Raw genomic sequence first — 21940 nt, forward strand, 5'->3', positions numbered from 1 at the left:
AATTCACGGCTTTACTGCGTTAGTCTAATGGCTAACTTGCTCTTTAGAGGTAACAATGTCAGAAATAAAAAAGAGTCATAAATTAGACGGCGTCTGTTATGACATCCGAGGTCCCGTTTTAGTGCAAGCTAAAAAAATGGAGGATGAGGGCCAAAAGGTATTAAAGCTTAATATAGGTAACCCCGCCGCATTTGGCTTTGATATGCCAGAAGATATGCATCGCGATATCATTCGTAATTTATATTCAGCTCAAGGATACTGTGACTCTAAAGGTCTTTATTCTGCGCGTGTTGCTATTTATCAGCACTACCAACAGCGTGGCTTACACAATTTAGACGTTGATAATATTTACATTGGCAACGGTGTGAGTGAGCTTATCCAAATGGTTACTCAAGCACTGTTGAATAATGATGATGAAGTGTTAATTCCTGCTCCAGATTATCCGCTTTGGACAGCCTCGGTAAAATTAGCAGGTGGTAATCCGGTTCACTACTTGTGTGATGAAGAGCAAGATTGGTTTCCTGACATTGATGATATTAAAAGTAAAATCACCTCTAAAACCAAAGCATTAGTGCTGATTAATCCCAACAACCCAACTGGGGCCGTTTACAGTGACGCTTTACTTGAAGAGTTGATAAATATTGCTCGAGAGCACAAGCTTTTGCTGTTAAGCGATGAAATATACGAGAAAATTCTATACGACGGCGTTACCCATACTTCTATTGGTTCATTATGCGATGATCTCCCTATCATCACCTTTAATGGCTTAGCTAAAACATACCGTGCTGCTGGGCTGAGAATGGGCTGGATGGTGTTAAGTGGTCGCACCGCATTAATGACAGATTTAATTAAAGGCTTAGATATTCTTGCCTCAATGCGTCTTTGTGCCAATGTGCCCGCACAATATGCAATTCAGCAAGCGTTGGGTGGCGTTCAGTCAATTGATAGCTTAATTGACCCCGGTGGGCGTTTATATGTGCAACGAGATATTGCTTGGCGCGGCTTAAATGCGATTGATGGAATTAGTTGTAAAAAGCCTAAAGGGGCGCTTTATGCTTTCCCTAAAGTGGATACCGCTAAATTCAACATTAAAAGCGATGAACAAATGATGTTTGATTTGTTAAAAGCAGAAAAAATATTGTTAGTACATGGGCGCGCCTTTAACTGGCCAGAGCCTGATCATTTTAGATTGGTGTTTTTACCTAATAAAGATGATTTATCGAGTGCAATGATGAAAATGCAGCGTTTTTTCAAAGATTACCGACAAGAATAAAGAAAAAAACGAGCCAAGTGGCTCGTTTTTTCGTTAATGCACTAAAGTAAATGGTCGTGTTTCAAAGCATGCAATAGGGCACTGCATACGTTGCCTTGGGATACCTGCTTCCATAAAGACGTGGCCTTGCACAGTAAACCCATTATTTTTGAATCGTTCTACTTCGTTTAAAATACAATTAATACTGATTGCTTCAATACCTTGCTCCGCTGCTAATTTAACAATGAAATTAAGCAGTGACTTATAAACATGACGGTTGCGATGCTGCGGCAATACGGCGATTCTACCAATTAAACCATCATTACATAATCGACCTGTGGCAACAGGTGAGTGCATATTATCGGTGACCAGAATATGTTGAGCGAGTGCATCTAAGTTATCAAACTCAATACGTTTAGGAATATGTAACTCATATACAAACACTCGCTCCCTTATATGTTGCAGTTGACTTTTTTCACTTTGCCAATCAACTTTGTCAACGGTATAAACCATGACCTCCTCCTAGCTAAACCAAATACCCTCATTAACCAGTGTAGTAAAAGTTTCGATAAAATCTAGGCTAGGTGTGGTTGCATTAAGCACGCTGCTATCAAATTCAATAAAATCAGTAAGCTGTTTTACCGCTTCTAAATCTGATAAGGGTAAAGCGTAGTTTTCGCCATTGATACTTAGAAGTAACTCTGCATCCATACATTGATAAATAGCACGTGTGCCCCCTAAACGCTCAAATGTTACTTGGTTTTCAAGCAGTTGTTGTATTTGTTCGACACTAAATGGGTCTTCTTCAGGGGCTAAGTCCATATCATGCTTAGGTTGGCTAAGGGTATTACCTAACCAGTGTTTAAATAAACTCTCGTCTTCTAGCAATGCTTGCATTAACGTTTTTACTTTATCGACTTCGCTTTGGGTTAGCTCACCTTTGGAATCACGTAGGGCGAGGGTATGGTCGGTATACCTTTTTTGGCCGCTTTCTGTGTCGATAATATGATCAGCAAAACTTGAAAGTAAATCTTGTTGATTAGGTGCTCTAAAACCGACTGAATAGTTAAGTGCATTCTCAACCGCATAGCCTTCATGAGGACAACCGGGTGGTATATATAAAATATCACCGGGCTCCAAAATACAATCAATTACTGCACTAAAAGCTTCAACTTGCAGTAATGTTTTATTTTGAGCAAATTGTTTTAGTGTTGGGTCGGGTAATCCTACCCGCCAATGGCGCTTACCTTCACCTTGAATAATAAATACATCGTATTGGTCTAGGTGTGGGCCAACACCGCCACCTGGGGTTGAGTAGCTGATCATCAAATCATCTATTCGCCAATTAGGTATAAAGCGAAAAGGTTCAAGTAACTGAGCAGCTTCTGGGTGCCAATGATCCACTGCTTGCACGAGTAGTGTCGAGTGCTGATCAGTGAGTATTTCAAAATCGTCAAATGGTCCCTGATGCGATTGCCATTGTTGATTGTGGTTAGTAATAATGCGCGATTCTATGCTGTCTTCCATAGCAAGGCCTGCGAGTTCATTCGCATCAAGTGGATCTTGAAAATCTTTAAAACCAGCTTTGATCAACAGTGGTTTTTTTTGCCAATATTGACTTAAAAACGCTTGCTCTGATAATTCATTTATTTTTAATTGATACATAGAATGCCTATAACGTTAAGACCTAAATGAAAAAAGCGAAAGGCAGGTACCTTTCGCTTTTTATTAGTAGATTTGAGTGATTAAACTAAATCATCAATAAACTTAACAGCGCGACCAATGTAGTTAGCCGGCGTTAGTTTTTTCATTTCAATTTTTGCAGCTTCTGGTAGGTCTAAACCATCGATGAAATCAGCCATAATTTCTTGATTTACACGTTTACCACGGGTTAAATCTTTTAGCTTTTCATATGGTTTTTCAATACCGTATTTACGCATAACGGTTTGAATTGGTTCAGCGAGCAGCTCCCAGTTTTGGTCAAGCTCATCTGCCAAACGTTGCTCGTTTACTTCAAGTTTGCTTACACCTTTAAGGGTTGATTGGTATGCAATTACCGCATAACCCATACCTACACCTAAGTTACGTAATACGGTTGAGTCAGTTAAATCACGTTGCCAGCGAGACACAGGTAGTTTTTGTGCTAAATGACCAAAGATAGCATTGGCTAAGCCTAAATTACCTTCTGAGTTTTCAAAATCAATCGGGTTCACTTTGTGTGGCATAGTTGATGAGCCAATTTCACCGGCAATGGTTTTTTGCTTAAAGTGATTAAGTGCAATGTAGCCCCACATATCGCGGTCAAAATCGAGCAAAATGGTATTAAAGCGTGCAATTGCATCAAAAAGCTCTGCTATGTAATCATGCGGTTCAATTTGCGTGGTAAACGGGTTGAGTGTTAAACCTAGGCTAGTTACAAACTTATCGGCGTGGGTATGCCAATCGTAGTCAGGGTACGCACTTAGATGTGCATTGTAGTTACCCACAGCACCGTTTACTTTACCTAGCATTTCTACTTGTGCAATTTGGTCACGTTGACGCTTTAAACGCATGTAAACATTTGCAAACTCTTTACCCATAGTCGAAGGCGTTGCAGGCTGTCCATGTGTACGAGTCATCATTGGAATGGCTTTGTACTCAATTGCTTTTTCTTTAATGGCGCTTAATAACTCATCACAATAAGGTAAAACGACGTGGTTACGCGCTTCAGTTAACATTAAACCATGAGATAGGTTATTAATATCTTCAGAAGTACAGGCAAAGTGAATAAATTCGTTAATTGCGTGTAGCTCAGCATTATCAGCTACTTTTTCTTTTAGTAAATACTCTACGGCTTTAACATCATGGTTTGTCGTGCGTTCGATGTCTTTAACCCGCTGAGCATCAGCTTCACAGAAGTTATCTACAATTGCATTCAACAGCGCATTTGCTTCGTCGCTAAAAGCGGGGACTTCTTTAATCTCGCTTGCTGCAGCTAACGCTTGCAACCAACGCACTTCAACGGTTACGCGGTATTTGATTAATCCAAATTCGCTAAAAATACTGCGTAGTTCAGTGGTTTTGCTGCCGTAGCGACCATCAACCGGAGAGATAGCCGTTAACGCTGAAAGCTCCATAATAACTCCTAAATTTTAGTTTGAACGATAATTAAATTTTTGTTTTAGCTATGGCGAGAATTTTTCTTTTCGCAAAAAAGAAATGACGACGTTTGCCGCCCATTTGTCGCCATAATACTGCACTGCGAATTCCGGCTAAAAGTAATGCGCGGATTTTATTTTGCGTGAGCTGCTGTTTTAATAACTCGGGTTTACCATAAACCTGAATTCGGTGCCCAAGGGGGCTTAGCACCGACGAGTATATATCTGCTAAACCGGCAACAACACTGTCATCGGTAATAGCAAAATGATCTAAACGACGATGAATATCATCAATACGTTTACCTAATTCATTGAGGCTTTTACTGTTAGCACTAAGGGCACGCTCTAACTGCATTAAACCACCTACATATTTGACTATTTCTACATCTTTTTGAGCACCGGCACTCAGTTGTGCCATCAATGTTTTATAGCCGTCACGTAAGTTATGCTCACCTTGATAAACATCTTCTGGGGAAGCTGGCGAGGTTTGCACAATACTTGATAATAAAATCGATAAATCTTGTTCATCAGCGCGGCCATATTGGGCAACCTTCTGAACTTGCTTAGCCACTTGGCACATGGCAGCAAGCGCCATGACTTGATGTTGATTCATTATTTGATCACCGAGTCAATAATACCACCACCTAAACACACTTCATTAGCGTAAAATACGGCAGATTGTCCTGGGGTTACCGCTTTTTGTGGCTCATCAAATAATACGCGTGCCATACCATCTTCACCAACTAACAAGGTACAGCTTAGGTCTTCTTGACGGTAGCGTGTTTTTACGGTGCAACGAGTAGTACCTTGAGGACCGACACGATCTACCCAGTGTAATTGGTTGGCATTTAGGCCATTACTGTAAAGGCGAGGGTGATTTTTACCTTGACCCACAATCAATACATTGCGTTCAACATCTTTGTCTACAACATACCAAGGTTCGCCTGAGCCTTCTTTCATACCACCAATTAACAAGCCTTTGCGCTGACCTAAGGTGTGGTACATTAAACCTTCATGTTCACCAACGTTGTTACCATCTGTGTCTTCAATAACACCAGGTTGGGCAGGTAAGAATTTTTGTAAGAAATCTTTAAATTTACGCTCACCAATAAAACAAATACCAGTACTGTCTTTTTTATCGTGGGTAATTAAATCTTGCTCTTCAGCAATACGGCGCACTTCTGGCTTGGCAATATCTCCGACAGGGAACAGCGTTTGCGCGATATGTTCATGACTCAATGTGTACAAAAAGTAGCTTTGGTCTTTATTATCATCTAGGCCACGGCACATAACATATTTATCATCTCTGAGCTCACGACGCACGTAGTGGCCCGTTGCTATAAAGTCAGCACCAAGTGCTTGAGCCGCAAATTCTAAAAAGGCTTTAAATTTAATTTCTTTGTTACACATGATGTCTGGGTTAGGTGTGCGACCAGCTTTGTACTCAGCTAAAAAGTATTCGAATACGTTGTCCCAGTATTCCGCTGCAAAGTTAACGGTATGAAGTTCAATACCTAATTTGTCACAGACAGCTTGGGCATCTTTTAAATCTTCAGCGGCAGCGCAATATTCATCATTGTCATCTTCTTCCCAGTTCTTCATAAACAAGCCTTCTACTTGGTAGCCTTGTTGTTTTAATAAATATGCAGATACAGAAGAATCAACACCGCCGGACATACCAACGATGACTTTAATGTGACTATTTTCGCTCATGAATAATTTCGCTTATACAGATTACTGTTAACTTGGAAAGGCCGCGATTATAGCATGTATTTTGTAAGTGCTTAAAGAGAGGAAGGGCTATTGAATAGATTTTGTTGCTTTTTTTTATGTTGGTTAGGGATGATTTACTCCTTGTTAGTCGATTTTTACTTAGTCGATTAGATTACACATTTTGCGGTGCTATTATAGCCCCTTTGTTTGAACACATTTTAATTTGCAAAGAACAACAGGTCCAAGATGTCAGGCCATTAAATTATAAACACTCATTTAAGTTATAAATGATGAGTAAATGTTGTTTATTTAAGGTGTTAGTACTGTTTATAGAATATCAAAGAATATATTTATTATTGTTCATTAACAAACCTTTACAACCAAATGATTATGCAATACCTTTAGATGAGTTTAAATTGAATAAACACTCAAATAAGTATTTATAATATAGTCAATGGAATGAATATATGAATTATGCTTCTCAAGCACAAAAGGTAAAATCTTACGTTGTTGAGTTATCAACAAAGTTACAACGCGATGATTGCTTAGTAGCAGAACAATTACCACATAACGTTAAAGAATCAGCTTACCAACTGTTTTATCAAACCATTAGGGTTCCTCGTCCTTACCGCTTTGAAGAACCCAACCCTATTTCAGCGCTATTTAGACTCATTGAACATTCTTTAGACTTTATTAATCCCTTTCAACAAGTCATTTTAAAGCAGCTAGAAAAGTGGTGGTTAGAATGGCATTTTGTTGCCACTATGAATGCTTCTCTTGAAATGAAACACGTTGAACAGCAGCGTTTTGTTAGTAGTGCAACTGAACATCCAATGCGAAAACATGAGCTGAGCCATTATGCAAAATTATTTACTATTTTGCCTTTGCCCGTGTGTAATGTTTGTATGGTAACCGGCGATATTTTAAAGCTTAATCAACGCTTTGTAGATGTATTTGGCTATACAATTGATGATATCCCTAATTTAAAACAGTGGTGGAAAGCCGCGTATCCTGAGCCTAGTTATAGAGAGTCGGCTCAAACGATGTGGGGTGAGTCTTTAGCGCAGGCAAATAAAAATAATGACGATATTCCTGCTAATGACTATCAAATTGTATGTAAAGATGGCTCAAAAGTGATAATGCAAGTGTCAGGTATTAGTGTAGAAAGTGAATTTATTGCTGTATTTAACGATGCGACGGAGCGTTTGAAAACTCAAGAGATACTCAGCGATATGGCCTTTTTAGACTCATTGACTAAAATTGCCAACAGACGCCGTTTTGACGAAAAATTACATGCTGAATTTAAAAAACTGATAAAAGTAAATACTCAACTTTCTATGATCATTATTGATATAGATAATTTCAAAAAATTTAATGATAGGTATGGTCATATTGCCGGGGATAAGTGTTTACATAGCGTAGCGCAAAAACTAGCAGAAACAGTCAGTCGTCCTGAGGACTTTGTAGCGCGCTATGGCGGAGAAGAGTTTGTTGTTTTACTCCCACAAACAGATAATCAAGGTGCACTCTTTATTGCAGAACAAATACAAAAATCTATTGAAGATTTAGCGATAGCTCATGAAGATAGTTTTACTGGCTTTCTCTCTGTGAGTATGGGAGTTCATACGGTAAAACATGGCGAAAAAACTAACCATGTCGATTTCTTTAAAGCAACGGATAGTGCGCTGTATTATGCAAAAAGGCAGGGCAGAAATTGTATTGCCTTAGGAAGGCATGAATAACACAGCATGTTTAACCTTTGCTTTTAATACCAGATAAGCAAAGGCTAACGTAAAGTATTAACTGTTGGTTGGTGGTCCACTGGTTTTATATTGACCTGTTTCAATTCCATCGAGTGTGTATTTACCAATACTATAGCGAATTAACCGTAACGTTGGGTGGCCAATGTGTGCGGTCATTCGTCGAACTTGACGGTTCTTCCCCTCGTTTATAGTGATACTCAACCAAGATGTAGGAATTGATTTACGTTCTCTCACTGGGGGAGTGCGTGGCCAAAGCGCTGGTTCATCGATTAACTTTACCTGTGCAGGTAAGGTTAATCCATCTTTGAGTTCGACCCCTTGACTGAGCGCATCAATAGATGCTTCTGTAGGCACCCCCTCAACTTGTACCCAGTACGTTTTGTTGGTTTTTTTACCAGGAGCGGTTAAGGTATTTTGTAATTTCCCGCAATTGGTCAATAATAACAAGCCTTCACTGTCTCTGTCTAAGCGACCCGCAGCATAAACATCTTTAATAGGAATAAAATTAGCCAGTGTTTGTCTATTTTGCTCGTCTGTGAATTGGCAAAGGACATCATAAGGTTTGTTAAATAAAATAACTTTTTTATCGCTTTGGGCTATCTGCGGCTTAATTGCTCTTTTTATCGGGCTCTTTTTTACAGCACTGCGCGAATATGTACGACCTGTATTGCGTTTACTTGTTGAAGATGACGTGTTTTTAGCTTTTTGTTTCATTAAATACACCGTGCAGGTTTAGGTAAGCCCGCAATTTTAGTGGCTTGTTTGGCCGGTCCCTTTGGAAAAAGTTTATACAAGTACATGCTATTACCTTTATCCTCACCGAGCGCTTTAGCCATCGCTTTGACTAACATTCTAATGGCTGGACTGGTGTTGTATTCAAGATAAAATGCGCGCACAAAGTTAACAACTTCCCAATGCTGCTCGGTTAATATAATGCTTTCATGTTGTGCAATAACATCGGCCAATTCTTTAGACCAATCAGTATGATCTAGCAGGTAACCTTGCTTATCTGTGTCTATTGTTTGATTATTAAATTCAAGCATAAATCACCAAGTAATTGATTGTTTAGATGATAAACTTAGGGTAACGAACTCATCATAGCTAATCGCTTTATCATTCAAATTTAAAGAGATACCACGCGCCGCTGCATCGTCCTTTAAAATATAAAGCGAATCGGCAAATTGCCTGTATTGCCCTTTAGCAAAACAGGCATCACCCACTAATAAAACCGAGTCTGTTAGCATAATCAGATTATCGAGACTGTTTGCACTGTAGTAATTCAGCGGTTTTGAAAATATATGTAAAGTGCTCATAGCGTTACCACGTGCTGCTGATTTTGAATTAACTGTTTTTGGGCATTAAAGTTAACGGTTTTTACTTCAATAAGTAGCTCATTTTTACTTAAACCGTAGTCAATGAGTGACTTCTCACACACGTAGATATTGTCAACATCATATATTTCTAGGGTTTTAATATTTTTAAAAAAATCTTTAAGTCCCAAACTATTCGGGCTTTGATTTTTTTTAAGAGCTAACACCGCAGGGCCGCTAAACAACCAACTTATATTTTGATCAACTGCGGCAAAAATAAGCGTCATATCGAGTGCATCGCGAATATGCATGTCATCAAATGGACTTGATTGACTAATAACGAGTACATTAATCATTTAAATTGTATCCATTTATCTGCTTCACTGGCTAACATAGCAAATTCAGCGAGGCCTGCTACAGCGAATACACCAGTATTTTGCATATCTAAGCCACGCTTTTCAGCTGCGGTAACGCACAGCATTAAATTAATATTTTTGTCGGCTAGCTGCTGCCAAAGTGAGGATAAATTGAGCTCATCTGAGGCAAGTTCAAAATGCGTTGAAGCATGATAGATACCATCTTGGTATAAAAATATTGCATCAACACTATGCCCTTGTGCTAAACAGGCGTGAGCAAATTTAACAATTCGCTGTGTGGTATCGTGATCCGATGGTGGAGTATGTAAAGAAAGTACAAAGCGTGCCAAAACTATTCCAATAAAAAAGCCCCAATAAAGGGGCTATTTTAACAGAACTATTTAATTAGTCATTATTTGCGCCAAGTAACGCAAGTAAAGACGTAAATAAGTTATAAACGCTCAGGTATAAAGAAACCGTTGCGCGGATATAATTCGTTTCGCCGCCATTGATGATTCTGCTCGTATCGAACAAAATTAGGCCAGACATGATTAATACCACAGCTGCGTTTAGTACAATAAACATTAAAGAGCTACCTAGGAAAATATTTACAATACTTGCCACGATAACCACAATTAAGCCCACAGTTAAAAAACCACCCATAAACGAGAAATCTTTTTTAGTGTTAAGTGCATAAGCAGATAAACCAAAGAAGATTAACGCCGTAGAACCTAGCGCTTGCATAATTAGCATAGGGCCATTAGGTAATTGTGCATAGTGATTAAGGAGTGGGCCTAAACCAGCTCCCATTAATCCTGTAAACGCAAACACCCAAAATACACCAGATGCTGTGTCGGCTTTTTTGTTTACAACAAAAAGAAGGCCAAACGAAACCAGAGTGAACACTAGTCCCATGAAATAAGGTAATTGCAGTGCCATTGAAATGCCGGCGGTGACGGCACTAAATGCAAGTGTCATTGCAAGTAGAAAATAAGTGTTTTTAAGCACTTTGTTTGTTTCAATGGTCGACATTACCGGCTTTGCAGTATTGTACGATTGATTAAATGCCATTGTAGAGCTCCTGTAAGTGAAACTAAGTAGTTCCTGTAATTTAACTAAAATTAGATTACCAACTCTTATATGTTTGGGCAAACCTTTGTAGATCAATAGACAACTAAATTTAAATAAAAGTTCACTCGGCGTATAGGAATCGCCCTTTTTGCTTTATGTTTAAACAAATTAGTTGTTTTTTAATCACTTGAACAAATAATTGAAAAAAAAGCTTCACAAAGCCCATGGGTTTCCCTATTATTCAGGCCGTGCGGAGAGATGGCAGAGTGGTCGAATGCACCGGTCTTGAAAACCGGCAGGGGTTTATAGCCCCTCTAGGGTTCAAATCCCTATCTCTCCACCATTATATTAAAGCCCGCTTATTAGCGGGCTTTTTTGTGTCTAATTTTCGCTATACCTAACCTCAAAACCAAGTATATTTAGTTAAAAAATACGACCATAGTCTCTATTTATAAGCTACAGCTCTTAGGGCATGCTAAGAAATAAGATTTATGCTTGTGTATTTAAGGTTCTTACTATGAAACATCAACTTGCTAAAAGCGTCGCACTTTCATTATTATCTCCTGTTATTATCGGCAGTATGCTAGGAATATATTACGCATTGACTATGCGTGGTGACGCGGTGTCTATCTTTTTAGGACTATTGATGACGGCCATTGCTAATGCCCACATAGTAGGGTTAACAATGGCTGCGTTTGTGGTGCCAGGCTACTTACTTATGTTTAAGTATTCTAAGGTGAATTATTCTGGGGTATTAACTCTTGGCTTACTGGGTGGCGCTATTTTTAGCTATCTGCTTAGTGCGACTACTGGCGAGATATTTTTAATCAATAGTGTGATGTCGGGATTTGCTGCAGGACTGTTTTTATTTGGCTTGCGTAAATCGGTACAAAGCTAATTGCAGAATATTTAATCAAGTGTGTCGTAAAACCATGTAATTTCCTTTTTTTTACCCGCAAAAGGTTTCAATTTTTAGTGACAAAGAGTACCTTTAGCTACTGTATGTTTAATAAGAAGTAGTTTGGTATGCAAAAGCACGATTTTTACCAGTCATTAGTTAAGCAAACTGAATCGCTGATAGGCGGTGAATCAAACATAATTGCCAATATGGCAAATATTAGCGCGCTGTTATTTACTTCTTTAGAAGATGTGAATTGGGCGGGCTTTTATTTTATGGATTCACCGACAGAATTGGTACTTGGTCCATTTCAAGGCAATCCAGCTTGTATTCGTATTCCGGTAGGGAAAGGGGTATGTGGCACTGCTGCGGCAACCGAGCAAACCCAGTTAATTTCAGATGTGCATGCGTTTGACGGTCATATAGCCTGTGATGCGGCGTCAAATTCTGAGATAGTTGTACCTATCATGAAAAACGGCCGTGTATTTGCGGTACTTGATATAGATAGCCCAAGTATTGGCCGATTTGATACTGATGACCAAGCAGGGCTTGAAGCACTTGTAAAATGCTTAGAGGCTAGCCTGTAATGAAAGATTTGCTAAATGTTCAAGATTACCTATTCGCCGTTCAAGATGTAGGTGATTGGGAAGGTGAAGAAGAACATGTAGCGGAAACGCTCAATGATTTGATTCACATGGCCTGGGATCGTCTACCTGATGATTTAGACTGTGATTCAATTGATGAAATTATAAATGGTATTTGGGAACATTTACGTGGTGATATGGCTGTGATTGAAACTGACTTTGAAGAGTTAGTTGATTGGAGCATCCACTATGTTGATTCTGCCCTTGATGAAAAGATGTGATTAAATAGGTTCTAAAATGGAAACCACAAACAAGCTAAAAGATATTAATGAAGTATTGGAGTTCTTATACCAAGAATTTCCACAATGTTTTAAACAAAAAGAAGGCATTCAGCCGCTTAAAGTAGGTATCTTTAAAGATATCGCTGAGCGTATTGAAGGGTCTGAAAAAGTTAGTAAAACACAAGTACGCCAAGCACTTAGAAAATACACATCTAACTGGCGCTATCTTGAAGCGGTTACTAAATCTGAGTTCCGTATTGATCTTGACGGAAATCAAGGCGAGAAAGTTGAGCAAGAGCATATCGACCACGCACAAAAAGCGTTGGAAGAAAGCCGTGCTAAAATGGCAAAGCGCAAAAAGCAGCAACGCCCACGTCAAGACTCAGATGCAAAATCTTTTAAGAAGAAGCCAGCGCATTCAGCTAAAAATCCATCAGCTGCAGCAAAACCTACCAAAGCCGCTGCGCCTAAGCGTTCAGGAAAAGTTGAACCTTTACCTGCAGGCGAGGTCAAGGTTAATAACAAGGTTAAAGTTAAACTTGGCCAAGCACTTGTTAATGCAGTAATCACTGAAGTAAACAAAGACGATGTTCACGTTGAACTAGTGACAGGTATGCAAGTAAAAACCAAAGCCGACAGCTTATACATTATTTAAGTTGCGAAAAAAATTAAGGAGTTGTGTATGAGTAAAAAGTTTACGCTCATTCCGTTAGTTGCTGCGCTGTTTTCAGGTTCGTTATTTGCTGCAGTAGAGCCGGTAACATTAGAAGACTTACCCTTGTTAAAACAAGAAAGTCAGCACGGTACAGCCAGCAAACGAGTGGCTAATCTATTTACTCGTTCACATTACACACCCGTTCGATTTAACGATGAGCTTTCGAGTAAAGTATTTGATCGTTACATCGAATCCCTTGATTTTAATAAAAGCGTGTTTTTAAAAAGCGATGTAGACTCATTTGAGCAATATCGTAACCGTTTTGATAACGCGCTGCTTAGCGGCCAGTTAGGGTTTACGTTTGATATTTTCAACTTAAGCCTTAAACGTCGTTTTGAACGTTATGAATTTTCACTGTCGCTACTTGAAAACGAAATGACGTTTGACGAAGAAGATGAATATTTTTATGACCGCGAAGATGCGCCGTGGGCAACTACCCAAGCTGAGCTTGATGAAATTTGGCGCGAACGGGTAAAATATGATGCACTGCGTTTAAAAATGACTGGCAAAGATTGGCCAGGCATTAAAGAGGTGTTGACTAAGCGCTATAAAAACGCAGAAAAACGACTTGTTCAGTCAAAATCTGAAGACGCATTTCAAATTGTAATGAACTCGCTAGCACGCAGTATTGAAGCGCATACTTCATACTTGTCACCTCGTCGTGCTGAACAATTTAAAATGGACATGGACTTAGAGCTTGAGGGGATTGGCGCAGTATTAACGCCTGATGAAGACTACACGGTTATTCGTAGTCTAGTTCCAGGAGGCCCTGCAGACAAATCTGAGCAGATTAAAGCCGATGATCGCATTATTGGTGTGGCTCAAGAGGGCGAAGAGTTTGTTGATGTTATTGGTTGGCGTTTAGATGACGTGGTTGATCTTATAAAAGGCCCTAAAGGCACTAAAGTACGTTTACAATATTTAAAGGGTGCAGATGCTCACGGTACGCCAAAGGTAGTTGAGATAACCCGTGATAAAATTCGTCTGGAAGACCGAGCAGCAAAATCAGAAGTATTTGAAGCCAGCTATTCAGATCTGACTAGTAAAATAGGGGTAATCGAAATCCCTGGCTTTTACAACAACCTTTCTAAAGATGTAAAAGTAGAACTTGCTAAATTAAAAGAGCAAAAAGTTGACGGTATTATTATAGACCTACGTCAAAACGGCGGTGGTTCGCTATATGAAGCGACGCAATTGTCAGGCTTGTTTTTTGATCAAGGCCCAGTGGTACAAATTCATACATTAAATAATCGCATTGAAGAGCAAAAAGACCGTGATGGCATTACCTATTACGATGGCCCACTGACGGTACTTGTTGATAGATACAGCGCGTCTGCATCTGAAATATTTGCAGCGGCAATGCAAGACTATGGCCGCGCAGTTATTATTGGTGAACAAACCTTTGGTAAAGGCACTGTGCAGCAGCATAAAGGCCTCGCACGCGCTTATGATTTATACGATAACCCACTAGGCAGTGTGCAATACACCATTGCTAAGTTTTACCGTATTAACGGCGGCAGTACGCAGCATAAAGGTGTGATCCCAGATATTACGTTCCCATCTGCCATTGACCCAGCTGAGTGGGGCGAAAGCAAACAAGACAATGCATTGCCATGGGATAGCATAGTACAAGCACAGTATAAACAAATAGGGCGTTTAGATCCGGTCATCAGTCATCTTGAAAAACAACATGATGAGCGAATTAAAACAGAGCCTGAATTTAATTATGTATTTGAAGATATTACCCGTTACAACGAAGAAAAAGATCGTAAAACGATTTCTTTAGTTGAGAAAAAACGTATTAAAGAAAAAGAAGAAAATGAGGCACGTGCATTAGCTCGTACTAACGAGCGTTTAAAACGTTTAGGTAAAGAGCCAGTAGAAAACCTTGACGATGTACCAGAGGTGATTGAAAAGCTCGACCCATTCCTTGAAGAAGCGGCACTAATAACGCAAGATTATATTAGATACGGTCGTATGGCTAAGCGCTAATTAAGGCTTTGCTCGTTAAAAAAAAGGCGCTTAGGCGCCTTTTTTACTATCGATAATTTGCTAAATTGTTATAATCGCAGATTACCAAAAGTTGAGCTAGATCAACACTGCTCAATAAATGCGCGTACGTGCTAATAAAAATAATCAACATGCATCGAATGTGTGTAGGAGTCTATATTTTGAAGCCCATTGAAGAAAAACCACTTAAAAGTGCCACACTTTTTGATGCACTCATTCCAATTGCTGTATTAATTTGTTTGTTAGGTGCCGCCGTGTACCTATTTGGCGATGATTCATCATCAGGCCCGAATCAAATTGCATTACTGTTTGCAACTTTTGCTGCAGCACTGATTGGTTTAAAAAATGGCTACACATGGAAAAAATTAGAAGATGCAATGATTGAGGGAATTACCTTATCTCTTAGCGCTATTTTAATTTTACTCATGGTGGGGGCACTTATCGGAACATGGTTATTATCAGGAACGGTTCCGACCTTAATTTATTACGGCTTACAAATTATCAACCCTAGCTGGTTTTACGCCGCGAGTTGTTTAATTTGTGGCATTGTAGCAATGAGTATTGGTAGTTCGTGGACCACGGCAGCGACCATAGGTGTCGCATTACTTGGCGTTGCTTCTGGACTTGGCCTAGAGCCGACGGTTACCGCCGGTGCAGTTATATCAGGCGCTTACTTTGGCGACAAGCTTAGCCCATTGTCAGAAACAACCAATTTAGCACCGGCTGTTGCTGGCGCTGATTTATTTGAACACATTCATCATATGTTATGGACAACTGTTCCAAGCTTTGTGATTGCATTAATCATTTTTGTATTTATGGGGTTCAATGCCACCGCGGCAGGCGAGTCGGGTCAAATTGATGAAATAACATCAATTCTTCAACAAAACTTTAATATTGGTTTAGAAATGTTGGTGCCTTTAATCGTGTTACTAGTTTTAGCAATAAGAAAAATGCCAGCGTTTCCGGCTATTTCTATTGGTGCTGTAATAGGGGCTGTATGGGCATTGTTATTTCAATCTGATTTAATTGCTAACCAAATAGATATGACTCAAGGCGAGTTTGTTGGTTACTTTAAACTGGTTTGGACCACCTTTTTTGACGGTTTTATTATTAGTACCGGTGATGAAAAAATGGACTCGTTGCTCAGTGGCGGTGGCATGTCAGGCATGCTAACAACCACATGGTTGATCATGACGGCACTTATGTTTGGTGCGATTATGGAAAAAACGGGTCTACTTGATATATTTGTTAAAAGTATTCTTAAAATCGCAAAAAGTACCGGTTCATTAATTGCTTCAACTATTGCTACCTGTATTGGTACCAATATTATCGCAGCCGATCAGTATATTGCTATTGTTGTACCTGGGCGAATGTTTAAAGAAGAATATAAAAAGCGCGGGTTAAAGCCAGTTAATTTGTCACGCACACTAGAAGATGGTGGCACAATTACCAGCCCGCTCATACCATGGAATACCTGTGGTGCGTATATGCAAAGTGTCCTATTAATCAATCCGTTTGATTATGCACTTTATGCATTTTTCAACCTTATAAATCCTTTCTTAGCCGTTATTTATGCTTACTTAGGTATTAAGATACTGCGTATCAAGCCTAAGCAAACGGCTTAATTTAAGTAGCTCCTTTTATAACTAAAAGGGGCTATTTTTTTGGAGTGATCATGACTGAACTACAAAAACCTCAAGCAGAATATTTAAAAGACTATAAAGCCCCCGATTTTTCAATCGAGCATACTGAGCTGACTTTCGACTTACAGCCATTAACGACTCAAGTAAATGCTTTATTAACGCTTAAACGCGTGGGTGATTCAAATGCCCCCCTGGTATTAGATGGCATTGACTTAACTTTGATCTCTTTATCTATTGACGGTGCAGAGCTCACAGATTATAAAATAATAAATCAGCAATTAATCATTAATAATCTGCCTGATGAATGTCAGTTAAGCATAGTGACGCAAACTTCACCGCAAACAAACACATCACTTGAGGGATTGTACTTATCGGGAGGCGCTTATTGTACTCAATGTGAAGCGCAAGGGTTTAGAAAAATAACCTACTACATGGATCGTCCTGATGTACTTTCAACTTTTGATGTCACTATTATTGCCGATACGGCATTTCCGCATTTGCTCTCTAATGGTAACCAAGTGGACAGTGGTGAAACGCAAGATGGACGCCATTTTGTAAAATGGCAAGATCCGTTCAAAAAGCCGAGTTATTTGTTTGCTCTAGTGGCAGGGGACTTTGATGTTTTACACGATAAATACACTACCCGCAGTGGTAAGGATGTCACCCTAGCGTTATTTGTCGATAAAGGAAACTTACCTAAAACAGAGCATGCTATGACGTCGCTTAAAAAAGCGATGGCTTGGGATGAGTCACGTTTTAATTTAGAGTATGACCTTGATATTTATATGATTGTTGCCGTTGATTTCTTCAATATGGGAGCAATGGAAAATAAAGGGTTAAACATTTTCAACAGCAAATGTGTGCTGGCAAATCAAGAAACGGCAACCGATAAAGATTACCACACCATTGAGTCTATTGTTGGCCACGAGTACTTTCATAACTGGACCGGAAATCGTGTAACTTGTCGTGATTGGTTTCAGCTGTCTTTAAAAGAAGGTTTAACGGTATTTAGAGATCAAGAGTTTAGCAGTGATTTAGGCTCTCGTGCGCTAAATAGAATTGACGCGGTAAAAGTGATGCGCACTCATCAATTTAGCGAAGATGCCGGCCCAATGGCACACCCAATACGCCCAGAAAAAGTCATCGAAATGAATAACTTTTACACCGTTACAGTGTATGACAAAGGGGCTGAAGTTATTCGTATGATGCATACATTGTTGGGTGAGGAAAATTTTCAAAAAGGCATGACACTGTATTTTCAGCGTCATGATGGCCAAGCGGTTACCTGCGATGATTTTGTTGCGGCAATGAGTGATGCATCATCAATTGATTTATCACAATTTAAGCGTTGGTATAATCAGTGTGGGACACCACGTTTAAACGTTACCAAAGCGTATGATGAAAGTGCACAAATCTTCACGCTCACTATAGAGCAACTTGCGCCCCTGAATCAGCCTGATAATGCGATGTTACATATTCCTTTTGCGATTGAACTTTTAGATCAGCAAGGCCAAAGTATTGCATTGCAATACCAAGGTAAAAAGGTTGATAGCGTATTAAATGTTACTCAAGCTAAACAAACATTTCATTTTGATAATATTGAACACAGTCCAACCGCCGTATTGCTAGAAGATTTTTCAGCACCGTGTATTTTGAATCAACAGATCACTGAAGCTGATTTATTACATATTATGCGTTTTGCACGCAGTGACTTTTCACGCTGGGATGCACAACAACAATTGTTTATTAATGCACTCAAGGCAAACGTTATTTCAGCTAGTAATGCACCACTAAGCGATGCCGTTATTGATGCACTTAGGGTGCTAATATCGCAACGAGAGGGTGATTTAGCGCTGATTGCTGAACTCTTAAAACTGCCTAGTTTTGATACTTTAGCTGCGGAGTTTGACGTTATTCCGGTTGATGACATTATTGCCAATATTGAGCTATTCGAACAACAAATTGCCAAACAACTACATACTGAGTTTTTAAGTTGTTATCAGGCAATCACCGATGATGGTAGTGTGAGTGCCAAAGCGGTGGCTATTCGCGCTTTAAAACAACTTTGCTTGCACTATTTAGCAAAAACAGACAGTGCTAAGGCGGCAAGCTTAATTGAGCAGGCAGCAGCATCAACAAATATGACTAATGTGCTTGGCGCTTTGAGTAGTGTAGTTAAAGCTGCGCACCCATTATCAAATCAATTACTTGCGCATTTTGACAGCCAATGGCGCCATGATGTACTCGTAATGGATAAATGGTTTGCTTTACAAGCAATGAATAGCGCTGATGATGCCATTGAGAAAATTAAGGCCTTGTATACACATCCATGTTTTGATTTTTCAAATCCGAATCGAGTTCGTGCATTAGTGGGGAGTTTTTCGCACTTTAATACCGCACAATTTCATCGTCTAGATGGTCAAGGTTATACATTACTTGGCGATTTATTAATTAAGCTTAATGCGATTAACCCGCAAAATGCATCACGTATGTTAACGCCGTTTATGTCATGGCGTCGCTATGATGAAACCCGTGCCAGTGCAATGAAAGCGCAATTAGAGCGCCTTTCGAATTTAGAAGGGTTAAGCGATGATTTATTTGAAAAGGTTGAAAAAGCTTTACAATAAATCATGATAGAACATTATTTTTATATAAATTTGAGCTATAACGAGTGCATGGATTATTACCATGGCCGGTATAGCTCAATTCAAGTAACAGCTGATAGCGGCAAAACAATTCGTTTTGCTGCGCATTATCTTCGGCCCTTCATGTCTAGTTTAGGTATTCGTGGTCGGTTTAGACTTATTTTAAGTAATGAAAACAAGTTCATCCGTCTCGAACGAGTAGCCTAGCTGTTGTTTTTTGTGATATAGATATACACAAATATTGCCTTTTTGTTAATTTCGATTTGTTCTATTGTTAATTTACGTGTATAAATTATCTGGTATGACGTCTTACCAATACGTAAACGTTAAACAAATAAAAAACTTATAACTGATTGAAGGCGACCATTTGTAATTTGTTTAATTCGCTTCTATCGTTACGATTACACTAAAAACAATAACTTGATCACACAAAAAATACCCGCGACAGGGGGGAACCAAAATGATAAGAAGATCGCTTTTTGTTAAAAATAAAATAGTACTCGGCTTAACAGCTGCGGCTATCGGTTTATCAGCAGCACAGACACAGGCTGCAACATTTGAGGTAGGCGGTTTTGATATCGCTTTCGACTCTACTTTTTCTTATGGGCAAAGTATTCGCGTAGAAGACCGTGACTTTAACCTCATTGGTAAAAGTAATAACCCATCATTTGATTGGACAGGTTATAACCCAGCAATCAATACAATTTATTCATCTCAAGATGTCTGGGCTCAACCGGGCTCTTACTCAAATAATGGTGATGCAGGCGATTTAAACTTTGATAGCGGCGAAACTTTTTCAAAGCTATTAAAAGGCACGCATGACCTATCAATAAGTAAAGATAACTACGGCTTATTTACTCGTTTTATGTATTTTTATGATTTTGAATTAATGGACGGCGATCGTGCCTACGTTAATCCAACATCTGGTCAGGGTGTAGATCCGTGTGATGATGATGATACTAAAGAGCAAAGCTGTGCTGACATTCGTTTACTTGATGCGTATGTGTGGGCAAACTTTGATTTAAATGAAGGCAAAAACCCGCTTTCTATTCGAGTTGGTCAACAAGTGGTTAACTGGGGGGAAAGTACATTAATCTCTCATGGTATTAACGTAAACCCGGTTGATATTGACCGATTAAAAGCACCTGGTGCTGAACTAAAAGAAGCGTTTATTCCGGTTGGTATGTTGTGGGCCTCATTAGGGCTTACAGAAAACATGACCTTAGAGGGCTTTTATCAGTATCAATGGCATGAAACACGTTTACCTGCAGCAGGGACTTATTTTTCTACCAATGATTTTGCGGCTGAAAACGGTTATCAACAAAATGTACAGCTTGGTTTTACCTCAAATCCTGATATTGACTTAGCGTTTTTAACAGATAACTTGAATAACCTGATGGCAACTTATGGCCAAGTGGCTGCGAGCCAAGGTATTGACCCTTCAAGTGCAGCTGGACAACAATTACTGGCCAATATGTACTTAGCGTACCCAACTAAGGTTGCCCTTAAAGGTAAAGGCTATGATGGAAAAACCGAACCTGATGATGGCGGTCAATATGGTCTGCGCTTAGGTATGTTTTTACCAGAGTGGAACGATACAGAAGTGGCACTTTATCATGTAAATTATCACAGCCGCCGTCCACTTATTTCGGGCCGCGTATCTAATTTCACGCAAGCATCATTGCAACAAGATTTAGCGATGATTGCCACCACTGAAATTACCTCTGATAACGTCTCTGACTTAAAAGCATTTGCTAAAGCGACAAACGAATACCCTGAAGATATTAAACTATATGGTTTGAGTTTTAATACCTCGCTGGGTGAAACCGCGTTTGCAGGTGAATTCACTTTCCGTGAAGACGAACCACTGCAAATCGATGACGTAGAATTACTTTATGCAGCTATGCCTGAGCAATTAGCGATTGCCGGCTTACGCCCTGAATTTGCGGGTATTTCGCAAATGAGTAAAGGTGATGCTGCAAGTGTTGTAGGTCCAGGCGAGCTAGCTAAAGGTTACATTGAACGTAATACTTCACAACTACAGTTTACGGCAACGCATTTATTCGGCCCTTCATTAGGTGCTGATAGCTGGGCAGTTGTCGGTGAAATTGGTGGTGTTCGCATCAACAATATGCCTGAATACGATGAAATGCGTTTAAATGTTTCTGGTACTGGTCGAAGCGGTATTATGCAAGGCCCAGGTAGTTCAGACTATTCTGCATTGCATGTGGCTTTATCAAATGGTCCTGAGCAAAAATCGTTTGCTACGGCGTCGTCTTGGGGTTATCGCTTAATTGCCAAAGGTGATTACTTTAATATTTACAATGGTATTAACTTCTCACCTCGTTTTGTGTTCTCGCATGATGTTAATGGTAATACGCCTGATCCAATGTTCTTATTCATTGAAGATCGTAAGTCACTCGGTGCTACTATGAGCTTTAATTACCAAAATGCATGGTCTTTAGATGTAAGTTACAACTCATTTTGGGGTGGTGGCGACACCAACACTTTCTCTGACCGAGATTACGTTTCTTTTAACTTAAAATATTCTATCTAGGGGTA

The 21940-nt window shown here is 39.5% G+C and carries 22 protein-coding genes and 1 tRNA gene; 12 read left to right on the forward strand and 11 right to left on the reverse strand.

The window, feature by feature from the left end:
• The first annotated feature begins 55 nt into the window (after window positions 1–55).
• The gene (locus QL984_RS00650; RefSeq protein WP_016900382.1) at window positions 56–1273 is read left to right on the forward strand and encodes a pyridoxal phosphate-dependent aminotransferase; all 1218 of its coding nucleotides are present in this window, start codon (window positions 56–58) and stop codon (window positions 1271–1273) included.
• A 33-nt stretch (window positions 1274–1306) separates the two neighbouring features.
• Here the strand turns inward: QL984_RS00650 and QL984_RS00655 are convergent, their stop codons facing one another.
• From QL984_RS00655 to mnmA, 5 genes are all read right to left on the reverse strand, one after another.
• Window positions 1307–1765 (reverse strand): GNAT family N-acetyltransferase, encoded by a 459-nt coding sequence (locus QL984_RS00655; protein WP_036954600.1) that lies wholly within the window; start codon window positions 1763–1765, stop codon window positions 1307–1309.
• A 9-nt stretch (window positions 1766–1774) separates the two neighbouring features.
• Window positions 1775–2917, reverse strand: a complete 1143-nt coding sequence (locus QL984_RS00660; RefSeq protein WP_036954602.1) for a cupin domain-containing protein — start codon at window positions 2915–2917, stop codon at window positions 1775–1777.
• An 80-nt stretch (window positions 2918–2997) separates the two neighbouring features.
• On the reverse strand, window positions 2998–4368 hold the full coding sequence (gene purB, locus QL984_RS00665) for an adenylosuccinate lyase (RefSeq protein ID WP_024603065.1): 1371 nt from the start codon (window positions 4366–4368) through the stop codon (window positions 2998–3000).
• A gap of 31 nt (window positions 4369–4399) precedes the next feature.
• A complete protein-coding gene (gene hflD / locus QL984_RS00670) occupies window positions 4400–5002 on the reverse strand; it encodes a high frequency lysogenization protein HflD (RefSeq protein ID WP_008113587.1) in 603 nt (200 codons plus the stop codon).
• Window positions 5002–6102: a tRNA 2-thiouridine(34) synthase MnmA gene (gene mnmA, locus QL984_RS00675; RefSeq protein ID WP_008113585.1), complete on the reverse strand. Its 1101-nt coding sequence runs from the start codon at window positions 6100–6102 to the stop codon at window positions 5002–5004. The genes hflD and mnmA overlap by 1 nt, the downstream gene beginning before the upstream one ends.
• 467 nt (window positions 6103–6569) lie before the next feature.
• On the opposite strand from mnmA, the gene QL984_RS00680 reads away from it, so the two are divergent.
• Window positions 6570–7844 (forward strand): diguanylate cyclase, encoded by a 1275-nt coding sequence (locus tag QL984_RS00680; protein WP_036954606.1) that lies wholly within the window; start codon window positions 6570–6572, stop codon window positions 7842–7844.
• 57 nt (window positions 7845–7901) lie between these two features.
• Here the strand turns inward: QL984_RS00680 and QL984_RS00685 are convergent, their stop codons facing one another.
• Genes QL984_RS00685 through QL984_RS00710 form a run of 6 tightly spaced genes read right to left on the reverse strand, consistent with a single transcriptional unit; the run spans window position 7902 to window position 10602 of the window.
• Window positions 7902–8579, reverse strand: coding sequence for an rRNA large subunit pseudouridine synthase E (locus QL984_RS00685; protein ID WP_036954610.1), 678 nt, complete (start codon window positions 8577–8579; stop codon window positions 7902–7904).
• Window positions 8579–8908, reverse strand: coding sequence for a TusE/DsrC/DsvC family sulfur relay protein (locus QL984_RS00690; RefSeq protein WP_008112024.1), 330 nt, complete (start codon window positions 8906–8908; stop codon window positions 8579–8581). Before QL984_RS00690 ends, QL984_RS00685 begins: the two co-directional genes overlap by 1 nt.
• Before the next feature lie 3 nt (window positions 8909–8911).
• On the reverse strand, window positions 8912–9178 hold the full coding sequence (locus QL984_RS00695) for a DsrH/TusB family sulfur metabolism protein (RefSeq protein WP_028835169.1): 267 nt from the start codon (window positions 9176–9178) through the stop codon (window positions 8912–8914).
• Window positions 9175–9531 carry a sulfurtransferase complex subunit TusC gene (tusC, locus tag QL984_RS00700; RefSeq protein WP_008112028.1) on the reverse strand — a complete coding sequence of 119 codons (357 nt, stop codon included), beginning with the start codon at window positions 9529–9531 and terminating at the stop codon, window positions 9175–9177. Before tusC ends, QL984_RS00695 begins: the two co-directional genes overlap by 4 nt.
• The gene (tusD, locus tag QL984_RS00705; protein WP_036954613.1) at window positions 9528–9881 is read right to left on the reverse strand and encodes a sulfurtransferase complex subunit TusD; all 354 of its coding nucleotides are present in this window, start codon (window positions 9879–9881) and stop codon (window positions 9528–9530) included. The genes tusC and tusD overlap by 4 nt, the downstream gene beginning before the upstream one ends.
• A gap of 55 nt (window positions 9882–9936) precedes the next feature.
• Window positions 9937–10602 carry a Bax inhibitor-1/YccA family protein gene (locus QL984_RS00710; RefSeq protein ID WP_128583846.1) on the reverse strand — a complete coding sequence of 222 codons (666 nt, stop codon included), beginning with the start codon at window positions 10600–10602 and terminating at the stop codon, window positions 9937–9939.
• Between the two features lie 252 nt (window positions 10603–10854).
• Here QL984_RS00710 and QL984_RS00715 point away from each other — a divergent pair.
• The 10 genes from QL984_RS00715 to QL984_RS00760 all read left to right on the forward strand — a co-directional run bounded on the left by QL984_RS00715 (window position 10855) and on the right by QL984_RS00760 (window position 21935).
• Window positions 10855–10945: transfer RNA gene (locus QL984_RS00715), tRNA-Ser, on the forward strand.
• Window positions 10946–11119: 174 nt separating this feature from the next.
• Window positions 11120–11500 (forward strand): hypothetical protein, encoded by a 381-nt coding sequence (locus QL984_RS00720; protein WP_008112036.1) that lies wholly within the window; start codon window positions 11120–11122, stop codon window positions 11498–11500.
• A 128-nt stretch (window positions 11501–11628) separates the two neighbouring features.
• Window positions 11629–12087 carry a GAF domain-containing protein gene (locus QL984_RS00725; RefSeq protein WP_008112037.1) on the forward strand — a complete coding sequence of 153 codons (459 nt, stop codon included), beginning with the start codon at window positions 11629–11631 and terminating at the stop codon, window positions 12085–12087.
• Window positions 12087–12365 carry a hypothetical protein gene (locus QL984_RS00730; RefSeq protein ID WP_008112039.1) on the forward strand — a complete coding sequence of 93 codons (279 nt, stop codon included), beginning with the start codon at window positions 12087–12089 and terminating at the stop codon, window positions 12363–12365. Before QL984_RS00725 ends, QL984_RS00730 begins: the two co-directional genes overlap by 1 nt.
• Window positions 12366–12381: 16 nt before the next feature.
• Window positions 12382–13020 (forward strand): RNA chaperone ProQ, encoded by a 639-nt coding sequence (gene proQ, locus QL984_RS00735; protein WP_090492478.1) that lies wholly within the window; start codon window positions 12382–12384, stop codon window positions 13018–13020.
• Between the two features lie 27 nt (window positions 13021–13047).
• On the forward strand, window positions 13048–15072 hold the full coding sequence (prc, locus tag QL984_RS00740) for a carboxy terminal-processing peptidase (protein ID WP_138764347.1): 2025 nt from the start codon (window positions 13048–13050) through the stop codon (window positions 15070–15072).
• A gap of 179 nt (window positions 15073–15251) precedes the next feature.
• The gene (gene nhaC / locus QL984_RS00745) at window positions 15252–16715 is read left to right on the forward strand and encodes a Na+/H+ antiporter NhaC (protein ID WP_171046538.1); all 1464 of its coding nucleotides are present in this window, start codon (window positions 15252–15254) and stop codon (window positions 16713–16715) included.
• A 50-nt stretch (window positions 16716–16765) separates the two neighbouring features.
• Window positions 16766–19360, forward strand: coding sequence for an aminopeptidase N (gene pepN, locus QL984_RS00750; protein ID WP_138764348.1), 2595 nt, complete (start codon window positions 16766–16768; stop codon window positions 19358–19360).
• 3 nt (window positions 19361–19363) lie between these two features.
• Window positions 19364–19585, forward strand: coding sequence for a DUF2835 family protein (locus QL984_RS00755; RefSeq protein WP_016900377.1), 222 nt, complete (start codon window positions 19364–19366; stop codon window positions 19583–19585).
• 253 nt (window positions 19586–19838) lie between these two features.
• Window positions 19839–21935, forward strand: coding sequence for a DUF1302 domain-containing protein (locus tag QL984_RS00760; RefSeq protein ID WP_128583844.1), 2097 nt, complete (start codon window positions 19839–19841; stop codon window positions 21933–21935).
• The last annotated feature ends 5 nt before the right edge of the window (window positions 21936–21940 follow it).

Source organism: Pseudoalteromonas sp. APC 3495, assembly GCF_030407645.1.
GTDB classification, from domain to species: Bacteria; Pseudomonadota; Gammaproteobacteria; order Enterobacterales; family Alteromonadaceae; genus Pseudoalteromonas; species Pseudoalteromonas tetraodonis.

Bases quoted from the DNA above. Each gene is read 5' to 3' on its own strand.
- QL984_RS00650 (WP_016900382.1), top strand. From the start codon at position 56: ATGTCAGAAATAAAAAAGAGTCATAAATTAGACGGCGTCTGTTATGAC.
- QL984_RS00655 (WP_036954600.1), bottom strand. From the start codon at position 1,765: ATGGTTTATACCGTTGACAAAGTTGATTGGCAAAGTGAAAAAAGTCAA.
- QL984_RS00660 (WP_036954602.1), bottom strand. From the start codon at position 2,917: ATGTATCAATTAAAAATAAATGAATTATCAGAGCAAGCGTTTTTAAGT.
- purB (WP_024603065.1), bottom strand. From the start codon at position 4,368: ATGGAGCTTTCAGCGTTAACGGCTATCTCTCCGGTTGATGGTCGCTAC.
- hflD (WP_008113587.1), bottom strand. From the start codon at position 5,002: ATGAATCAACATCAAGTCATGGCGCTTGCTGCCATGTGCCAAGTGGCT.
- mnmA (WP_008113585.1), bottom strand. From the start codon at position 6,102: ATGAGCGAAAATAGTCACATTAAAGTCATCGTTGGTATGTCCGGCGGT.
- QL984_RS00680 (WP_036954606.1), top strand. From the start codon at position 6,570: ATGAATTATGCTTCTCAAGCACAAAAGGTAAAATCTTACGTTGTTGAG.
- QL984_RS00685 (WP_036954610.1), bottom strand. From the start codon at position 8,579: ATGAAACAAAAAGCTAAAAACACGTCATCTTCAACAAGTAAACGCAAT.
- QL984_RS00690 (WP_008112024.1), bottom strand. From the start codon at position 8,908: ATGCTTGAATTTAATAATCAAACAATAGACACAGATAAGCAAGGTTAC.
- QL984_RS00695 (WP_028835169.1), bottom strand. From the start codon at position 9,178: ATGAGCACTTTACATATATTTTCAAAACCGCTGAATTACTACAGTGCA.
- tusC (WP_008112028.1), bottom strand. From the start codon at position 9,531: ATGATTAATGTACTCGTTATTAGTCAATCAAGTCCATTTGATGACATG.
- QL984_RS00710 (WP_128583846.1), bottom strand. From the start codon at position 10,602: ATGGCATTTAATCAATCGTACAATACTGCAAAGCCGGTAATGTCGACC.
- QL984_RS00720 (WP_008112036.1), top strand. From the start codon at position 11,120: ATGAAACATCAACTTGCTAAAAGCGTCGCACTTTCATTATTATCTCCT.
- QL984_RS00725 (WP_008112037.1), top strand. From the start codon at position 11,629: ATGCAAAAGCACGATTTTTACCAGTCATTAGTTAAGCAAACTGAATCG.
- QL984_RS00730 (WP_008112039.1), top strand. From the start codon at position 12,087: ATGAAAGATTTGCTAAATGTTCAAGATTACCTATTCGCCGTTCAAGAT.
- proQ (WP_090492478.1), top strand. From the start codon at position 12,382: ATGGAAACCACAAACAAGCTAAAAGATATTAATGAAGTATTGGAGTTC.
- prc (WP_138764347.1), top strand. From the start codon at position 13,048: ATGAGTAAAAAGTTTACGCTCATTCCGTTAGTTGCTGCGCTGTTTTCA.
- pepN (WP_138764348.1), top strand. From the start codon at position 16,766: ATGACTGAACTACAAAAACCTCAAGCAGAATATTTAAAAGACTATAAA.
- QL984_RS00755 (WP_016900377.1), top strand. From the start codon at position 19,364: ATGATAGAACATTATTTTTATATAAATTTGAGCTATAACGAGTGCATG.
- QL984_RS00760 (WP_128583844.1), top strand. From the start codon at position 19,839: ATGATAAGAAGATCGCTTTTTGTTAAAAATAAAATAGTACTCGGCTTA.